This is a genomic window from Mucilaginibacter rubeus, assembly GCF_003286415.2.
Taxonomy (GTDB): domain Bacteria; phylum Bacteroidota; class Bacteroidia; order Sphingobacteriales; family Sphingobacteriaceae; genus Mucilaginibacter; species Mucilaginibacter rubeus_A.
Genome location: NZ_CP043450.1, coordinates 4,899,012 through 4,916,055, shown reverse-complemented (window position 1 = coordinate 4,916,055; position 17,044 = coordinate 4,899,012). Strand labels below are relative to the sequence as shown.

Below are 17,044 nucleotides of genomic sequence, written 5' to 3'. Positions count from 1 at the left end.
CCTCAATTAATTAACGGCTGCGTAATAATCATTGCGCGGCCTTTTTGCATTTACTGTTATTTAAACTAATTATAAATAAAACTTGCAGAGAGGAAGTCTTTTTATATTTTTGCGCTTAATTAGACTTAATCTAAATAGAATGTTAAATAACCTTTACTACTCCCTGCGCACAATCCCTTTTTTAATTTTATTCCTGTTTTTAAATGTATCGGTACTGAAAGCTGAAGACGAAGGCAATAACGGCAAAATAACCGGTGTTGTTAAAACCAGCGATGATAAACCGGCTTCATTTGTAAATGTTGCCATTAAAGGATTAAACAAAAGTACTACCACTACCGACAACGGATCCTTTGCCTTCCATAACGTTAAACCAGGCACTTATACCCTGGTTACTTCATATGTAGGCACCAAAACCGAAGAGCAAACCGTAACTGTTACCGCAAATAAAACTACTGTGGTATCTTTTAAACTTAATGAAAGTTCGGCCCAGTTAGATGAGGTTGTGGTTTCATCAACCAAAACCATCAACCGAAAAAAACTAAACATTGGCAAAATGAACGTATCGCCAATGGATCTGCCTCAAAGCGTTACCGTAATAGGCCGCGATGTGCTTGATCAGCAACAGTCATTACGTTTGAGCGATGTTATTAAAAACGTTAACGGCGTATACCTGTATAGCAGCCGTGGTAATACCCAGGAAACTTTTGGCGCCCGCGGTTATAACTTCGGAAGCAACAACATGTTTAAAAACGGTTTCAGGGTTAACTCTGGCGTTGTGCCTGAGATCAGCTCGCTGGAGCGGGTAGAGGTACTAAAAGGAAGTGCCGCGTTATTATACGGAAACGTTGCACCCGGCGGTATCCTGAATATGGTGACTAAAAAACCTTTATTTGAGCAGGGCGGCCAGGTATCCATGACCTATGGCAGCTATGACCTTTATCGCCCATCGTTTGATGTTTACGGTCCTATATCTTCCAAATTAGCTTATCGAGTAAACGGTACTTATGAAAATGCTAAAAGCTACCGTGATAATGTAAAATCAGAAAGGGAATATATCAACCCATCATTCCTGTATAAAATAAGCGATAAAACAACTTTGATTGTTGAGGGCGATTATCTTAACTATGATTTTACCCCCGATTTCGGAACAGGACAAATCAACAACGTTATTGCCAAAGTGCCGCGTAACAGGTATTTAGGTGCCTCATGGTCAACCGGTAATACCAAACAAACTACAGCTACGGCAACTATTAACCATCAGCTCAATAGCCTTTGGCAGTTAAGCGGTGGTTTTTCATACCAGCATTTTAACCGCCAATACCAAACAACCGAGCGTGTATTGCCAGATGCCAATGGCGATTGGGGCCGTACCCTAAACAGGGCTAAAACGCTTGAAGATTATTATACAGGACAATTCAATATTACCGGCCAGTTTAACACAGGTGCTATAAAACACAATATTTTAGCCGGTGTTGATGCCGATTGGTATCGTAATAATGCTTATACCTATGTTGCTACTGTAAATAAAGTATCAAGCTATCTTGATCAAAATAATGCGCCACAAAACGCAATTTATGACAAGATCAACATTTTTGACCTTGATAAATACACGCTTCGCACTGATAAACCACAGATGAATCCGTTTTATAGCATTTTGACGCCGACCAATCGTTTTGGCGCTTATGCCAATGACCTGATCAGTTTATCTGAAAAAGTTAAAGTACTTGCAGGTATTCGCTGGTCATATCAATATGTATCACCAACATCGGTTAGCAATTATAACACACTTGCTACCGCAACTCAGGCAGCCGGTAAAGAAGATAAAGCATTTTCACCGCGCGTGGGTGTAGTCTATAAACCAATAGCCAATACCGCCCTGTTTGCAAGCTACTCTAATTCATTTGTAACCAATACCGGTACTGATATAACTAACAAGCCGCTCGATCCTTCAATGATCGATCAGTATGAAGTTGGTGTTAAAAACGATTTCCTGAATGGTAACCTGTCGGTAAACGTAACAGCTTATCGCATTAAAAATAATAACCTGGCCCAAACAGCACCATTTGCTGCTGATGGGGTTACACCTAACATCAATACCAACATTAAAGTACTAAGTGGTGAAACAAGGAGTGATGGTGTGGAGCTTGATATCGCCGGTCACCCGGTAAAAGGCCTGGACGTATTGGCCGGTTATAGTTATACCAATGCCAAGTACACTAAAACCGGAACCGCGGTTGGCAGCAACATAGCGGGACAGCCATTGTTGAATACTCCAAAGCATACCGCCAACACCAGCGTATTTTATACTTTTTATAATGGCGATTTAAAAGGCTTTAAAGTTGGTGCATCGGTTTATTACCTGGGAGATCGTGTTGCGGGTAATGCAAATACAGTAGGCCAAACCCAAACTATATCAAGGTTAGTTAATGTACCGGGCTTTACCACGGTTGATGCTTCGGTAGGTTATACTTATAAAAAGATCTCTATTATAGGTAAGATCTCTAATATTGGCAATGTGCTTAATTACAATGTGCACGAAAACTATAGTATTAACCCTATACCGCCAAGGCAGTTCTTAACTACATTGAGTTATCGATTTTAATTAATTGAATTTAACCGGGCATGGGAACATGCCCGGTTTTTATGCTTATAAACTGATGAAAGTATTTTTCCGCACCATCCACCTCTACTTAAGCCTTGCGGCAGGAGTAATCATTTTTTGCTCGTGCTTAACCGGTACCATGCTGGTTTTTGAAAAGGAAATTCAGCAGGCACTTAATCCGCAGCGGTATTTTGTAAAACCCCAGGATAAAAGGCTGCCGATATCTGCGCTGACTGCAGGCGTTTTAAAGCAAATTCCCAAATCAAAACTGGCAACTGTCACTGTTTATGAGGATCCTGAGCGTACTGTAGAGGTGGCCCTTATTGTACCCGAGAAGAAGGATAAGAAAGCAGTTGGTGCTCCCAAAGCCGAAAAACATGCCGGCGCGCATGCCAAAAAGGATGCTAAGCCAAAAGAAGCGGAACGCTCAAACCTTACCGCTTTTGTAAACCCGTATACCGGGCAAATAGTTGATCAGTTTAACCGCAGGCAAACTTTTCTGTATTCGGTAGAGATGTTTCACCGCTATTTACTGGGCGGCAAAAATAGCCTGGGCGATTGGGTGATCAGCCTCTCAACCTTATTTTTTCTGTTGATTTTGATAACCGGTGTAATACTTTGGTGGCCTAAAACCAAGGTTATTATGAAGCAGCGTCTTAAAATAAAATGGGGCGGCAGCGGAAAGCGTTTAACACACGATCTGCATATCGTTACCGGTTTTTATACTTCTATATTTTTGATCATCATTTCGGCCTCCGGCTTGGTCATGACCTTTAAATGGGCAAACAGTACTTTGTTTTTCCTTACCAATTCAAAAGTTGTTGCCAAAGAAGATATCAAAACCCCGCTTTCAGTCTATCAGTCGGGCGTTACTGCTATTTCACCTGAAGCTGCTATTGGCGCTTTAGATAGTAAAATAACCGATGCCGAAAATTTCACTATCCGTTACCCGAAGGATACAGCAGCGGTTTATACTTTTAATGTGCTCAAAAAAGGTTCGGTTGAACTGGCTACCGATACTTATTATATTGACCAATACAGCGGTAAAATAGCAGGTTCAGCTTTATATGCTAATAAAAGCCTCGGCCAGCGCATCAGAGGTGTTATTAAACCCATTCATACAGGTTCTATTTATGGCTGGCCTACTCAGGTTTTAGCCTTTTTGATCACCTTGGTTTCACTCATTTTCCCGGTAACCGGTGTAATGATGTGGCTTAACCGTACGAGCAAGAAAAAGAAAAAACAGGTTCGTAGCAGGTCGAAGGTATTGCCTGTTGAGGTTGCTTAAGTAAGAAAACGTAAGCATATAATAAAGTCACGTCATTGCGAGGTACGAAGCAATCCCCGATCAGCAGATTCACCCTGTACAGTTCGGGATTGCTTCGTACCTCGCAATGACGTTATATTAAAGTTATTACACTTTAACTCCTTCCAGTGATGGTCTCCTTGATAAAGTAACGGTGCGCTGCAGCTTATATATCGCTTACTTCAACAACCCCGCCGGAATTTTCCCATCCACCTTTGGAAAAGGTATACCCAGGAGTTTAACCATAATCGGCGTCATATCGCGCAGGTTCATTTCTTCTATCACTGCACCTTTACGGATGCCTGGTCCGTAAGCTATTAGTCCGGTGCGGATATTTTTTGTATCAGGAAAATGGCCGTGTGTGCCTCCTTTGCCAGGCTTCACGGCATTGCCTGTAATGGCTGAGCTAAATGCAGCGTCGTGTTCTCCGGTAATAGCAAAAGCAACATTCGGGTTATAGCCACCTTTATCTAATTGTTCCCTGCTGATGATGCGGTAATATTGCTTCACGCTATCGGGTTGCGCTTCCAGTATTGTTTTTACTTTATTGGCTGTAGCTTTATCAGCAGGATTTTTCAAGTACAGGTAGGCAGATCCGCCAACTGCATTAAATTGCGCTTTCCAGTCGCCGGTTTTCAGGTCGTTGATTAATCCGGCTTCTTTCAGCCACACGTTAGGCGAAATCGTTTTATTTACATCATAAAACCCGTGGTCGCCGCCAATAAGCAATACGGTGCTTTCCCATATACCGGCAGATTTCAAAGCATCAATGATAATGCCCACCGCGGCATCCGCGTCGGCTACAGCTTCCTGTACCCTTGCCCCGGAACGTCCTTCGGCATGCTCTGCTCCATCGACAGAAAATACGTGAATGGTCATCAATTCAGGCTTGCTTTTTTTGATCACGTACGCGGCAATTTTGGCAATGTTCTGATTTTTTCCTGCATCTATTTTGTCGACACCGCCAAACACTTCTTTTTTTACTTCGGCATAAAAACCCTGCGGTAAAGAATACTGCTCACGAACCGCGTCGCCCAGGCTACCTATATCCGGGATGTTGTAATCGACAGGCGCATTGGCAGATACCGGCCAGTAAAGTGAGGCAACGGTCATGCCTTTGTCTTTGGCAGCTTTCCAGATGGTAGGGGCATGGATGGAACTGTCCTGCCAGTAAGGCTGTTGTGGTGCTCCGTCTGGCGTAAATACGTTGTTGTAAAATATGCCATGCTTTGCGGGCTGTACACCGGTAACTATGGTAGTATGCGAAGGATAGGTCATAGATGGGAACACGCTGTTTACGCCTTTGGCGTAGGCACCCTCTTTCATGAGCGCGTGAAGGTTAGGTGTTTGCCATTCGCTGTCAAGATAAAAATCCGGGCGAAACCCATCGATGGTTACGAAGATAACGTGTTTGGCAGTTTGCGCCATTATTTGTCCTGTTGTGATAAACAGGGCGAGTAATGCTAAGGATAATTGCTTTTTCATGGTAGATATGTAGAGTTTCCGGGGAGTTAAAAGCATTTAGCAACCGGAATGAAACGGCGGTAAAAGTGCTCGTAATTTTGTTAACTCCCTGTGAAGTTATAGTTACGTAATCAGCCTAACGGCTCCCTGACCATGATCCAGTAAGGGTAGCCGGTAAGCGGCTCAGCTACTTCTTTTGTTGTTTTATACCCCATCCGCTCATAAAATCGGATGTTGCGTGGGGTGAATGTTTCAAGGTAGGTCGGTATCCCGTTTTTGTCTGTTTCGTTAAGTACTTCCGTTAACAGGCCAGCGCCCAGTCCTTTGCCCTGGTAATCGGGCTTGATCCCTGCAATTGATAAATACCAGGCATCTTGCAGTGTTACGTCAAGCTGTTCGCTCATAAACGAAACAATGGTTTGGTATGCATTGAGCGAGGTTTCGCCCATGTATGTTTTTATAAAATCTTTCTTTTGCAGGCTCTTTTCGTTTTCGGTGACCGGGTCTAAGGGCTTACTCCAGATGGCAGCGCCATAAGGGACGTCTCCGGCAATGGTTAAGCGGCCGTACTTTTCAGCTTCTGTCATGGAATAATCCATGTATCTCATCAATATTTCCTGCTTTTCCTGCTCGCTGCCGGTAATATCGCGTAACAATTCTATGTAAAAAGGGTCGGGGATGAGGGCTTCGTATAGGGCCGAAGCCAGGTCCTGGTATTTATAGGTATACATGTAGTTTGTCATATTCAACGGCTTAATATACAAAATATTAGTCCGGCAGGCTCAGGCAAGCAGTTGTAGTTTGCCGGTGTTATGCTTTCGTGATAATTGGTTTTTTCTCCCACTTTTTAATCTCCCAGTATTTATAGCTAAAACCCGATGTAACTATCTGTCTATTAGTGGATTTTATAGAGGGTGAAATTTCTGAAAAACTTTAAAAAACATAAAACAGAGCCGTCTAAAAATTGTTGAAAACTTTTAGTGGGGGAAAGTGGTAGAAAGTGGTAAAAGTATTTACTTTTACGTTACAAAATTGCCCAAGTCATACAATGTCGTTTTTAACCGGTGAATTTGAGTGTAAGCTTGATCCTAAATTTAGGATGATGATCCCGGCTGGCCTTAAGAAAAAGCTTCCTGAACTGGAATCTGAAGGCCTGGTGATCAATCGCGGGTTCGAAAAGTACCTTGTCATATACACTAAAAAGGAATGGGATAAACGACTTGAAGATTTGAGCAAACTTAATGAATACGAAGAGGATAATATAGCCTTTATACGATATTTTACCCGTGGTGCCACCGAGCTTATGCCTGATGCTGCCGGTAGGGTATTGTTGCCGAAATTCCTGTTGGAATATGCGGGTATAAAAGGTGACGTTGTGCTGGCTTGCCAGTTAAATAAAATTGAGGTTTGGGATGCCGAAGCGCACCGCAAACTGATGGATGATGAGCCAAAAAGCTTTAGCGCACTGGCTAAAAAAGTAATGGGCGGTAAAAATAAGGAGCAGGAATGAGTGAGTACCATGTACCGGTAATGCTGAAGGAGTGTATTGATGGGCTGAATATTGATCCGGACGGTACTTATGTGGATGTGACTTTTGGAGGTGGCGGGCATTCGCGCGAGATATTAAAACACCTGGGGCCAAAAGGCAGGCTGATCGCTTTTGATCAGGATGCTGATGCGCAGCGGAATATTATTGATGATGAGCGTTTTGTTTTTGTAGATCAGAATTTTAGATATCTCAAAAACTTTTGCCGTTTACATGGTGCTATCCCTGTAAATGGTATACTGGCCGATCTGGGTGTGTCATCGCACCAGTTTGATGAGGCCGATCGCGGGTTTTCCATCCGGTTTGATGCCGAGTTGGATATGCGCATGAACCAGTTGGGCGAGCTGACTGCTAAGGATGTGGTAAATAATTATTCGGTTGCCGACCTGCACCGGATTTTTGGCATTTACGGAGAAATTCAAAATGCTAAATCATTGGCCGAAACCATTGCTACAGCAAGGTTAAATGTGCCTATAATTACCATTGCTGATCTGAAAAATGTGATCAGTAACCGCATCCCTAAAGGAAAAGAAAATAAATACCTGGCACAAGTGTTCCAGGCATTAAGGATAGAGGTTAACCAGGAGCTGGAAGCATTGAAAGATTTTTTAATGCAATCGGCAGATGTTTTGGCAATTGGCGGCAGGCTGGTAGTAATGTCATACCACTCGCTGGAAGACAGGCTGGTAAAAAACTTCATAGCCAAAGGCAAGTTCAGTGGCGAGGTGGAGAAAGACCTTTATGGAAACGATAATAAACCGCTTGATGCTGTAAGCCGCGGGGCTATAACGGCATCGGCAGAGGAGATAACCAAAAATAATAGGGCACGGAGCGCTAAATTAAGAATAGCTGTAAAAAAATGACCAATCGTTTACGTACAGAAATTCAGGAGGAAGAAGAAGTAGAAGAAGTTGTTGAAGAAAGGCGACCTGCAAGGGAATTGCCCGATAACTTTTTTACGCAGCTTTTCACCAAAGGCTTTCTTACAACCGAGAAGGCCACCAATGCTTTGCCCTTTGTTTTGTTTTTAGCCTTTTTAGGTATGGTGTACATTGGTAACATGCACTATGCCGAAAAATCGGTACGCGAAATTGACGCGCTTACTAAGGAGGTTAAAGAGTTGGGCTGGGATTATAAATCGACTAAGGCCGATATGGCATTCAAAAGCACGCTTACCGAAGTGGCCAAGCGTGCAGATACATTGGGTTTGAGTCAGTCGGTTGATCCGCCGGGAAAAATAACAGTGAAGGAGGTGGCAGATGGGAATTAGGACTAACATACTGGCCAGGGTTTATTTAGCCTTTGGTCTTGTTTTGCTTTTGGCCATTGCCGTTGTTGTGCAGCTTTGCCGCCTGCAATATGTTCAGGGCGACAAGTGGAAAGCTATGGCTGCCGATCTTTCTGCTCAATATCAAACTGTTGAAGCTGCAAGGGGCAATATTTTTTCTGTTGATGGAAGTCTGCTGGCTACTTCGGTACCAGAGTACGAATTGCATATGGATATGCTGGCCGGTGGTATTGCATCAGATACGGCATTTAATAATAATATAGACCTGCTGGCTGCAAAGCTGTCGGGTATGTTTGGTGATAGGTCTGCAAGGGATTATTCACGCATATTGCGTGAGGCCCGCAGGGATAGCTCACGTTATGTGCTCATCAGGCGTAAGGTTTCATACCAGGATTTGAAAAAGATCCGTCAGTTCCCGGTGTTTAACATGGGTAAGTACAAAGGCGGATTGATCGTTATTCAGAAAAATAAAAGGATCCTGCCATTCCAGTCGCTGGCGGCACGTACCATCGGTTACAAAAACGAAAACGTTAAAAACCCGGTTGGTTTGGAAGGAGCTTATGCTTCATATATCAACGGCGAAAGCGGCAGGCGTTTAATGCAGCGGATTCCGGGCGGCATCTGGATGCCGGTTGATGACGATGATGAAGTAGCACCTAAAGACGGCGCTGATATCATTTCAACCATCAATGTAAACTTCCAGGATGTGGCACAGGATGCATTGAAGAAACAACTGGTAAAAAGCGCTGCCGATCATGGCTGTGTGGTGCTGATGGAGGTATCAACAGGAGAGATCAGGGCAATTGCCAATTACACACGCACTAAAGATGGCGATTACAAGGAGCAGATGAACTACGCTATCAGTAACGCCATCGATCCGGGTTCAACCTTTAAGCTGGCATCGTACATGACCATGCTCGATCAGCATAAGATTGATACCAGCACCATAGTTAATGCCGAGGGTGGTAAATATAAGTTCCCGAAAGGGCCAACTATTACCGATACCGAACATGATAATTATGAAATGTCGGTTAGGCGTGCTTTTGAGGAGTCATCAAACGTGGCTGCGGCAAAACTGGTTGATAAGTTTTACCATAATAACCCATGGCAGTACATCAATAAGCTGTACAGCTATCATCTGAATGAAAAGCTTGGGCTTCAAATTCAGGGTGAAGGCAGGCCGGTAATAAAAAATCCGTCAAACCGCAGCTGGAACAAAAATTACAGTTTGCCCGAGATGGCTTACGGTTACGAAATGAATATCACGCCGCTGCAAATGCTGGCTTATTATAACTCGGTAGCTAATAACGGTAAAATGATTGCTCCGCTGCTGGTTCGTGAGATCAGGAGATTGGGTAATCCTATTGAACAGTTTCAGGCAAGGGTTATTACCGAGCAGGTTTGCTCGGAGGCTACTTTAGGTAAAGTAAGGGGTATGCTTGAAGGTGTAGTGATGAATGGTACCGGTAAAAATGTTATTAAAAACAAGCTTTACAGCGTGGCCGGCAAAACCGGAACAGCGCAGGTGGCCAACGGAACCAAAGGCTATAAGGATAAAAAATACCAGGCTTCGTTTTGCGGTTATTTCCCTGCCGATCATCCTAAATACTCGATGATTGTGGTGATCAATAACCCAACACAAGGCGATTACCTGGCGGCGAAGGTTGCCGGTCCGGTGTTTAGGGAAGTGGCAGACAGGGTTTATGCCAATGATCTGGATATTAACCAGAATTCACAGACCCATTATGTAGGCAATACGGTATTGCCGCAGGTGAAACAAGGTAATATGAAAGCCTTGAAAAAAGTTTATTCAAAACTGGGCGTTAAACCTTTGTACGCGTCGGCCAATAGCACGGTTGATACGAGCAATGGTATTCCGTTTGAGGAAGTAAAATATAAAAATGGTACTGTGCCGGCGGTAACGGGCATGGGACTTAGCGACGCGTTGTACGTAATGGGTAACGCGGGTTATAAGGTAACTGTACGCGGAAGCGGTGTAGTTGCCAATCAATCGGTTACCGGTGGAAGTGTTATACCAAAAGGATCACGAATTTTATTAGAGCTGCAATGAGGTATTTAAGCGATGTAATTGATGGACTGGCCTTCACTGAGTTGCAGGGAAGCGCCGATGTGGAGATCACAGCGATTGCTTTTGATTCAAGAAAAGTAATCCCGGGGGCGATGTTTGTTGCTGTTAAAGGTACTGTTGTTGATGGACACGATTATATCGATCAGGCCATTAAAAAAGGTGCTGTAGCGGTAATTTGCGAAGACCTGCCTGCTCATACCACCGGCGAGGTTGATTTCCTGATGGTGGCCGATTCGGCTGTGGCCTTAGCTCTTGTTGCTGCTAACTTTTACGATAATCCATCGGCTAAATTAAAATTGGTTGGAGTAACAGGCACTAATGGCAAAACCACTATCGCTACGTTGCTTTACCAGTTGTTCCGCGATTTGGGATATAAATGCGGTTTACTATCAACTGTTGAAAACCAGATCAACGGCAAGGTGATCCCATCAACCCATACTACACCAGATCCGGTTGAGCTGAACAATCTGCTGGCCGAAATGGTGGACAGCGGCTGCGATTATTGCTTTATGGAAGTAAGCTCGCATGCTATTTCACAAAAACGCATCGAAAGTTTGGTTTTTGCAGGTGGTGTGTTCACCAACTTAACGCATGACCATTTAGATTATCATAAAACCTTCCTGAGGTATTTGAATGCCAAAAAGGAATTTTTTGACGGCTTGCCGAAAGAGGCTTTCGCGCTTACCAACAGCGATGATAAGAATGGTAATGTAATGCTGCAAAATACGGCGGCGCATAAAAAAAGTTATGGCCTTAAAACCATGGCCGATTATAAGGCCCGCATCCTCGAAAATCAGTTCAGCGGTTTGCTGCTGCAAATTGACGGCGAGGAAGTATGGTTTAAAATGGTGGGTACATTCAATGCATACAACCTGTTAGGGGTTTATGCTACTGCTATGCTGCTTGAACAGGATAAAGCTAAAGTGCTTACCAGCTTAAGCAAACTGACCGGTGCCGAAGGCCGATTTGAATATATAACCGCGCCAAACAAAGTAGTAGGTATAGTTGATTATGCCCACACACCGGATGCTGTACAAAATGTGTTGAGTACTATTCACGATATCCGCAAAGGAAATGAGAAAGTGATCACGGTAATTGGCTGCGGCGGCGATAGGGATAAAACCAAACGCCCCATTATGGCCAAAACAGCCTGTGAGTGGAGTGATAAAGTGATCCTGACATCAGATAATCCGCGTACCGAAGATCCGGCGCAGATCATCAAAGAAATGGAAGAAGGTGTTGATCCGGCATTTAAAAGACATACGGTAAGCATTATCGACAGGCACGAAGCAATCAAGACCGCCTGTATGCTGGCTAACCCCGGTGATATTATCCTGGTAGCGGGCAAAGGGCACGAAAAATACCAGGAAATAAACGGAGTGAAAAACCACTTCGACGATATGGAAGAATTGGAGAACCGGTTTAAAGATTTGGTATAAGAAGATACTATTAGTAAAAGAGAAGAGCAATGTTGTATTACCTGTTTAACTACTTAAGCAAAAATTACAGTATCCCCGGGATAGGTGTATTTCAATACATCACCTTCCGGATGGCGATGGCTGTAATTACATCATTGCTGATCACTACGGTTTATGGCAGAAGGCTGATTGATTACCTGCGCTTTAAACAGGTTGGTGAAACCGTAAGGAATTTGGGACTGGAAGGGCAGATGCAAAAATCGGGTACCCCTACAATGGGTGGTGTCATCATTTTGCTGGGTATTTTAATACCAACGCTGCTGTTTGCCAAGCTGGAGAACGTTTATGTGATCCTGATGATAGTTACTACCGTTTGGTTAGGCGCTATCGGCTTTTTGGATGATTATATTAAAGTATTTAAAAAGAACAAAGAAGGTTTAGCGGGAAGGTTCAAGATCATTGGTCAGGTTGGTTTGTCGCTTATTGTTGGGTGGACGATGTATTTCAACAGCAGCATCATCATCCGCCAGGAAGTGGTTTTGCCGGTGAAGGACGATGCCCCGGTTGAGTTTCATATGAAACGTAATACCCCGGTTTATACGCAGGATGTGCATTCTACCAAAACAACCATGCCGTTTTATAAAAACAATGAATTTGATTACGCCAAGGTGTTAAAGTTTTTAGGTAAAGGTTATGAGCAATATGCGCTTGTGGTGTTCCTGTTTTTTGTGATCCTGATCATCACGTTTATATCAAACGGAGCAAATATAACCGATGGCATTGATGGCCTGGCGACGGGTACTTCTGCTATTATAGGCATCACGCTGGCTATACTGGCTTATGTATCGGGTAACACGGTTATTGCCGATTACCTGAACATTATGTACATCCCTAACTCGGGCGAGCTGGTAGTTTTTGCCGGTGCTTTTGTTGGTGCGTGCGTAGGCTTTCTATGGTATAACTCATACCCGGCACAGGTATTCATGGGCGATACCGGCAGTTTGGCCATAGGCGGTATCATCGCGGTGTTTGCTATCATGATCCGCAAGGAACTGATGCTGCCGCTGTTGTGTGGTATTTTCCTGGTAGAGAATTTTTCGGTAATTATCCAGGTGTCGTGGTTTAAATACACCAAAAAGAAATTCGGCGAGGGCAGGCGTGTGTTTTTAATGGCCCCGCTTCATCACCACTATCAGAAAAAAGGGTTCCATGAAGCAAAAATTGTTACCCGCTTCTGGATCATTTGTATCATACTGGCGATAGTTACGGTGATAACGTTGAAGCTTCGTTAGAGGTTAGTGATTGAAGATTAGAGGTTAGGAAAGAAGAAATTGGAAAATGGAACCGGTGGAGTGAAAAACATCGGTGAAATCAAAAAAGTAAAAATGGATCAGGACAATAAAATATCAAACCAATCAACTCCCTCTCCTTCGGATGGGGCTGCGAGGTTAGTTATCCTCGGTGCAGGAGAAAGCGGTGTTGGTGCTGCATACCTTGCGCAGCAGCAAGGCTTTGATGTTTTTGTGTCGGATTTCGGTGGCATTGCCGATAACTATAAAAAACAGCTTGAAGATTGGAGAATTCCTTTTGAAGAGAAACAGCATACAGAAGAACTTATCATGAACGCGGCCGAAGTGGTCAAAAGCCCCGGTATTCCGGATAAGGCACCGATCATCAAAAAGCTGCACGAAAAGGGAACGCCTGTAATATCAGAGATTGAGTTTGCCGGGAGGTACACTGATGCAAAGATCATTGGTATAACAGGTTCAAACGGTAAAACTACTACTACCAGCCTAACCTACCACATTTTAAAAGATGCGGGGATGAACGTTGGTTTGGCAGGCAACATAGGCAAAAGCTTTGCTTACCAGGTTGCTACCGAAAAGTTTGACTGGTATGTGCTGGAGCTAAGCAGCTTTATGCTTGACGATATGTTCAGGTTTAAGGTTGACATAGCGGTACTACTAAACATCACACCCGACCATTTGGACAGGTATGACTATAAACTGGAAAACTATGCCGCATCCAAATTCAGGATAACGCAGAACCAGACTGTAGCCGATTATTTTATTTATTGTGCCGATGATCCGGAAACAATAAAGGGAATGAAAGAGCGAACGTTCGGGGCACAGCTGTTGCCATTTTCCATACAGCAAAAATTTGAACCGGGCGCATACCTGGATAACAACGACAATATTGTCATTAACACAACACAAGAACATTTTACAATGTCAATTCAAGATTTAGCCCTGCAAGGCAAACACAACATTTACAACTCCATGGCATCGGGTATTGTAGCAAAGGTGTTGGAGCTGCGTAACGAAACGATGAGGGAGAGCATGGGCAACTTTAAAAGCATTGAGCACCGCCTGGAGTTTGTTGCCAATATCTCCGGCATCCGCTTCATTAACGATTCAAAGGCTACCAATGTTAACTCAACCTGGTACGCTTTGGAAAGCATGACCAGCGATGTAGTGCTGATCTTAGGTGGTGTTGACAAAGGAAATGATTACACTATGCTTAATGATCTGGTTAAGCAAAAGGTAAAAGCCATTGTGTGTTTAGGTAAAGACAATAAACGCATTCACGAGGCTTTTGACGATATGGTTGAAATTATAGTAAATACATCATCGGCCCAGGAGGCTGCAACTGTGGCTTATCACCTGGCAACCAAAGGTGATACGGTATTACTGTCGCCGGCCTGCGCCAGCTTCGATCTTTTTAAAAATTATGAAGACCGTGGCGATCAGTTCAAAGCGGCAGTGAAGGAATTGTAAAATAGTTCATAGTTGATAGTTCATGGATCATAGTGAAAAAATCTAAGCCATGATCTATGAACCATCAACCATGAACCAAATAAAAAAGAAATGCATAGGATATTAAACAACACAAAAGGAGATCGCTGGATATGGCTCATAGTCATATTGCTTTCTGTTATATCCTTGTTGGCGGTATATAGCTCGGTGGGTACGCTGGCATTTAAGCAGGGTAAAGGAGTTGAGATCATTCTCATGAAACACGTGTTTATGATAGTGGGAGGTATAGCGCTAATGTATTTTTCGCATAAGCTTGATTACCGCTATTATGCAGGTATCTCTAAGGTGATGATGATCGTAACCATTCCGTTATTGTTGTATACGCTGGCTTTTGGTAGTCATATCAACAACGCAAGTCGCTGGATAGCCATCCCCGGAACCGGGTTAAGCTTCCAGACTTCGGATTTGGCTAAGCTGGCATTAATTACTTACCTGGCCCGTACATTATCGCGCAAGCAGGAAAATATTAAGGATGTTAAAGAATCCTTTTTGCCTATCATGGGCTCGGTTTGCGTGGTGTTTATCCTGATTGCGCTGGCCAACCTTTCAACAGCCTTGATGCTGTTTGGGGTTAGCATATTACTATTGATCATTGGCCGTATCAGTATCAGGCAAATAGCCATCACTTGCGCTGCAGGCTTTATATTGTTACTGGGCGTTATATTCCTTGGTCCGAGGCGGCATACTTACGTATCGCGTATGAAGGTGTTTATGCATCCCGAACTGGCGAAGGCTGATAAGTCCTTCCAGAGCGACCATGCTAAAATTGCTATCGCTACAGGTGGTTTATTTGGCAAGGGCCCCGGGAACAGTACCGAGAGAAATTACCTGCCCGAATCATACTCCGATGAAATTTACGCCATTATTGTTGAAGAGTATGGTTTGGTAGGTGGTATAGTTGTAGTGGGGATCTATGTGTTCCTGCTGTATCGATGTATCAAGATTATAACCAAAGCACCAAAAGCCTTTGGGGCCTTACTGGCCTGTGGTTTAAGTTTCAGCTTAACTATACAGGCTTTTGCCAATATGGCTGTAGCCGTTGGTTTGGGGCCGGTAACAGGTGTGCCGTTGCCGCTGGTGAGTATGGGGGGTACTTCGATATTGTTCACCAGTATAGCCTTTGGGATTATCCTGTCGGTAAGCAAGGATATTGAAGAGCCTAAAAAAGATAAAACTATAAAAGAAGATAACGCAGGGCCGAATAAAATTATAGTAGGAGAGATCAGGACGGCGTGAGCCGCCCCCTAACCCCCTAAAGGGGAAATGATTGAGATGGTTATATAAACGTTAACAAAAAGTGACAGATAAAAGCAAGGATATGAAAGACGCAACTCAAAAGCACTCCCTTCAGGGGGCGGGGGGGGCGTCGCCGCGTATCATCATCAGCGGTGGCGGAACAGGAGGACATATCTTCCCGGCTATCTCTATTGCCAATGCTTTAAAAAATATTGATCCCAATACCGAGATTCTGTTTGTAGGCGCTAACGGTCGTATGGAAATGGATAAAGTTCCGGCGGCGGGTTATAAAATTATCGGTTTGGATATCCAGGGGATTCAGCGTGGTTCCATTGTCAAAAACCTGATGTTCCCTGTCAAGCTTGCCAATAGCGTGCGCAAGGCTATCAAAATCATTAAAGATTTTAAACCTGATGCCGCGGTTGGTGTCGGCGGATATGCTTCAGGGCCGCTGTTATATGCCGCGTCGCTAAAGGGGATTCCATACCTCATACAGGAGCAAAACTCGTACGCGGGTATTACTAATAAATGGTTAGGCAAACACGCCCAAAAGATCTGCGTGGCCTTTGATGGTATGGAGAAGTTTTTTCCTGCCGATAAAATCATAAAAACCGGTAACCCCATCCGTAAGGATGCCGTGAACATTGCCGGTAAACATATGCAGGCTTTGGAGTTGTACCATTTGTCGCACTTTAAAAAAACGATACTGATAACCGGTGGCAGCCTTGGGGCACGTACGCTGAACAATAGTATCATGAATGGTATTGATAAACTGCTGGCTGCCGATGTACAGGTGATATGGCAAACCGGCAAGTTTTATTATAAAAGCATCATCGAAAAGCTGGGCGAAAACTATCACCCCGATCTGCAGATCAGGGAGTTTTTAACCCGGATGGACCTGGCTTATGCCGCTGCCGATGTTATTATATCAAGGGCAGGGGCCGGCACTATTGCCGAGTTGTGCGCCATCAAAAAGCCGGTGATCCTGGTGCCTTCGCCCAATGTGGCTGAAGATCATCAAACCAAAAACGCTTTGGCCCTGGTACATGAAAACGCGGCCGTTTTTGTGGCCGACCGGGACGCCGAAGCAAAGCTGGTTGACAGGGCGCTTGAATTATTTGAAGACCGCGACCTGCAGAAAAAATTGAGCAATAACATTGGTAAAATGGCCATGCCAAATGCCGATGAAGTTATAGCAAAGGAACTTATCCAAATAATAAGTAACAATTAAGATGATGGTCCTCCTCTTCCAAAGGGAGGAGGGCCTTTTTTAAACAAA

At 43.9% G+C, this 17,044-nt stretch carries 13 protein-coding genes; 11 read left to right on the top strand and 2 right to left on the bottom strand.

The features are described from left to right. Positions 1–139 precede the first annotated feature (139 nt). On the top strand, positions 140–2,602 hold the full coding sequence (locus tag DEO27_RS19330; protein WP_112575002.1) for a TonB-dependent receptor: 2,463 nt from the start codon (positions 140–142) through the stop codon (positions 2,600–2,602). Between the two features lie 55 nt (positions 2,603–2,657). Further along, entirely contained in the window at positions 2,658–3,890 is a 1,233-nt protein-coding gene (locus DEO27_RS19325; RefSeq protein ID WP_190295137.1) for a PepSY-associated TM helix domain-containing protein, read from the top strand. Between the two features lie 195 nt (positions 3,891–4,085). On the opposite strand, the gene DEO27_RS19320 is transcribed toward DEO27_RS19325, so the two are convergent. After that, positions 4,086–5,393 (bottom strand): alkaline phosphatase family protein, encoded by a 1,308-nt coding sequence (locus DEO27_RS19320; RefSeq protein ID WP_112575000.1) that lies wholly within the window; start codon positions 5,391–5,393, stop codon positions 4,086–4,088. Between the two features lie 110 nt (positions 5,394–5,503). After that, positions 5,504–6,115, bottom strand: coding sequence for a GNAT family N-acetyltransferase (locus DEO27_RS19315; RefSeq protein ID WP_112574999.1), 612 nt, complete (start codon positions 6,113–6,115; stop codon positions 5,504–5,506). A 305-nt stretch (positions 6,116–6,420) separates the two neighbouring features. On the opposite strand from DEO27_RS19315, the gene DEO27_RS19310 reads away from it, so the two are divergent. The 9 genes from DEO27_RS19310 to murG all read left to right on the top strand — a co-directional run bounded on the left by DEO27_RS19310 (position 6,421) and on the right by murG (position 16,996). After that, positions 6,421–6,882, top strand: a complete 462-nt coding sequence (locus DEO27_RS19310; RefSeq protein ID WP_091213347.1) for a division/cell wall cluster transcriptional repressor MraZ — start codon at positions 6,421–6,423, stop codon at positions 6,880–6,882. Then, positions 6,879–7,781, top strand: coding sequence for a 16S rRNA (cytosine(1402)-N(4))-methyltransferase RsmH (rsmH, locus tag DEO27_RS19305; protein ID WP_112574998.1), 903 nt, complete (start codon positions 6,879–6,881; stop codon positions 7,779–7,781). Before DEO27_RS19310 ends, rsmH begins: the two co-directional genes overlap by 4 nt. Further along, on the top strand, positions 7,778–8,188 hold the full coding sequence (locus DEO27_RS19300; RefSeq protein ID WP_112574997.1) for an FtsL-like putative cell division protein: 411 nt from the start codon (positions 7,778–7,780) through the stop codon (positions 8,186–8,188). The genes rsmH and DEO27_RS19300 overlap by 4 nt, the downstream gene beginning before the upstream one ends. After that, the gene (locus DEO27_RS19295; protein ID WP_112574996.1) at positions 8,178–10,277 is read left to right on the top strand and encodes a penicillin-binding protein; all 2,100 of its coding nucleotides are present in this window, start codon (positions 8,178–8,180) and stop codon (positions 10,275–10,277) included. The genes DEO27_RS19300 and DEO27_RS19295 overlap by 11 nt, the downstream gene beginning before the upstream one ends. After that, a complete protein-coding gene (locus DEO27_RS19290) occupies positions 10,274–11,734 on the top strand; it encodes a UDP-N-acetylmuramoyl-L-alanyl-D-glutamate--2,6-diaminopimelate ligase (RefSeq protein WP_112574995.1) in 1,461 nt (486 codons plus the stop codon). Before DEO27_RS19295 ends, DEO27_RS19290 begins: the two co-directional genes overlap by 4 nt. Before the next feature lie 29 nt (positions 11,735–11,763). Further along, positions 11,764–13,005, top strand: a complete 1,242-nt coding sequence (gene mraY / locus DEO27_RS19285) for a phospho-N-acetylmuramoyl-pentapeptide-transferase (protein ID WP_112574994.1) — start codon at positions 11,764–11,766, stop codon at positions 13,003–13,005. A 93-nt stretch (positions 13,006–13,098) separates the two neighbouring features. Then, positions 13,099–14,490, top strand: coding sequence for a UDP-N-acetylmuramoyl-L-alanine--D-glutamate ligase (murD, locus tag DEO27_RS19280; protein WP_112575007.1), 1,392 nt, complete (start codon positions 13,099–13,101; stop codon positions 14,488–14,490). 90 nt (positions 14,491–14,580) lie between these two features. Further along, positions 14,581–15,765: an FtsW/RodA/SpoVE family cell cycle protein gene (locus DEO27_RS19275; RefSeq protein ID WP_112574993.1), complete on the top strand. Its 1,185-nt coding sequence runs from the start codon at positions 14,581–14,583 to the stop codon at positions 15,763–15,765. 82 nt (positions 15,766–15,847) lie between these two features. Further along, positions 15,848–16,996, top strand: coding sequence for an undecaprenyldiphospho-muramoylpentapeptide beta-N-acetylglucosaminyltransferase (gene murG / locus DEO27_RS19270; protein WP_112574992.1), 1,149 nt, complete (start codon positions 15,848–15,850; stop codon positions 16,994–16,996). Positions 16,997–17,044 lie beyond the last annotated feature (48 nt).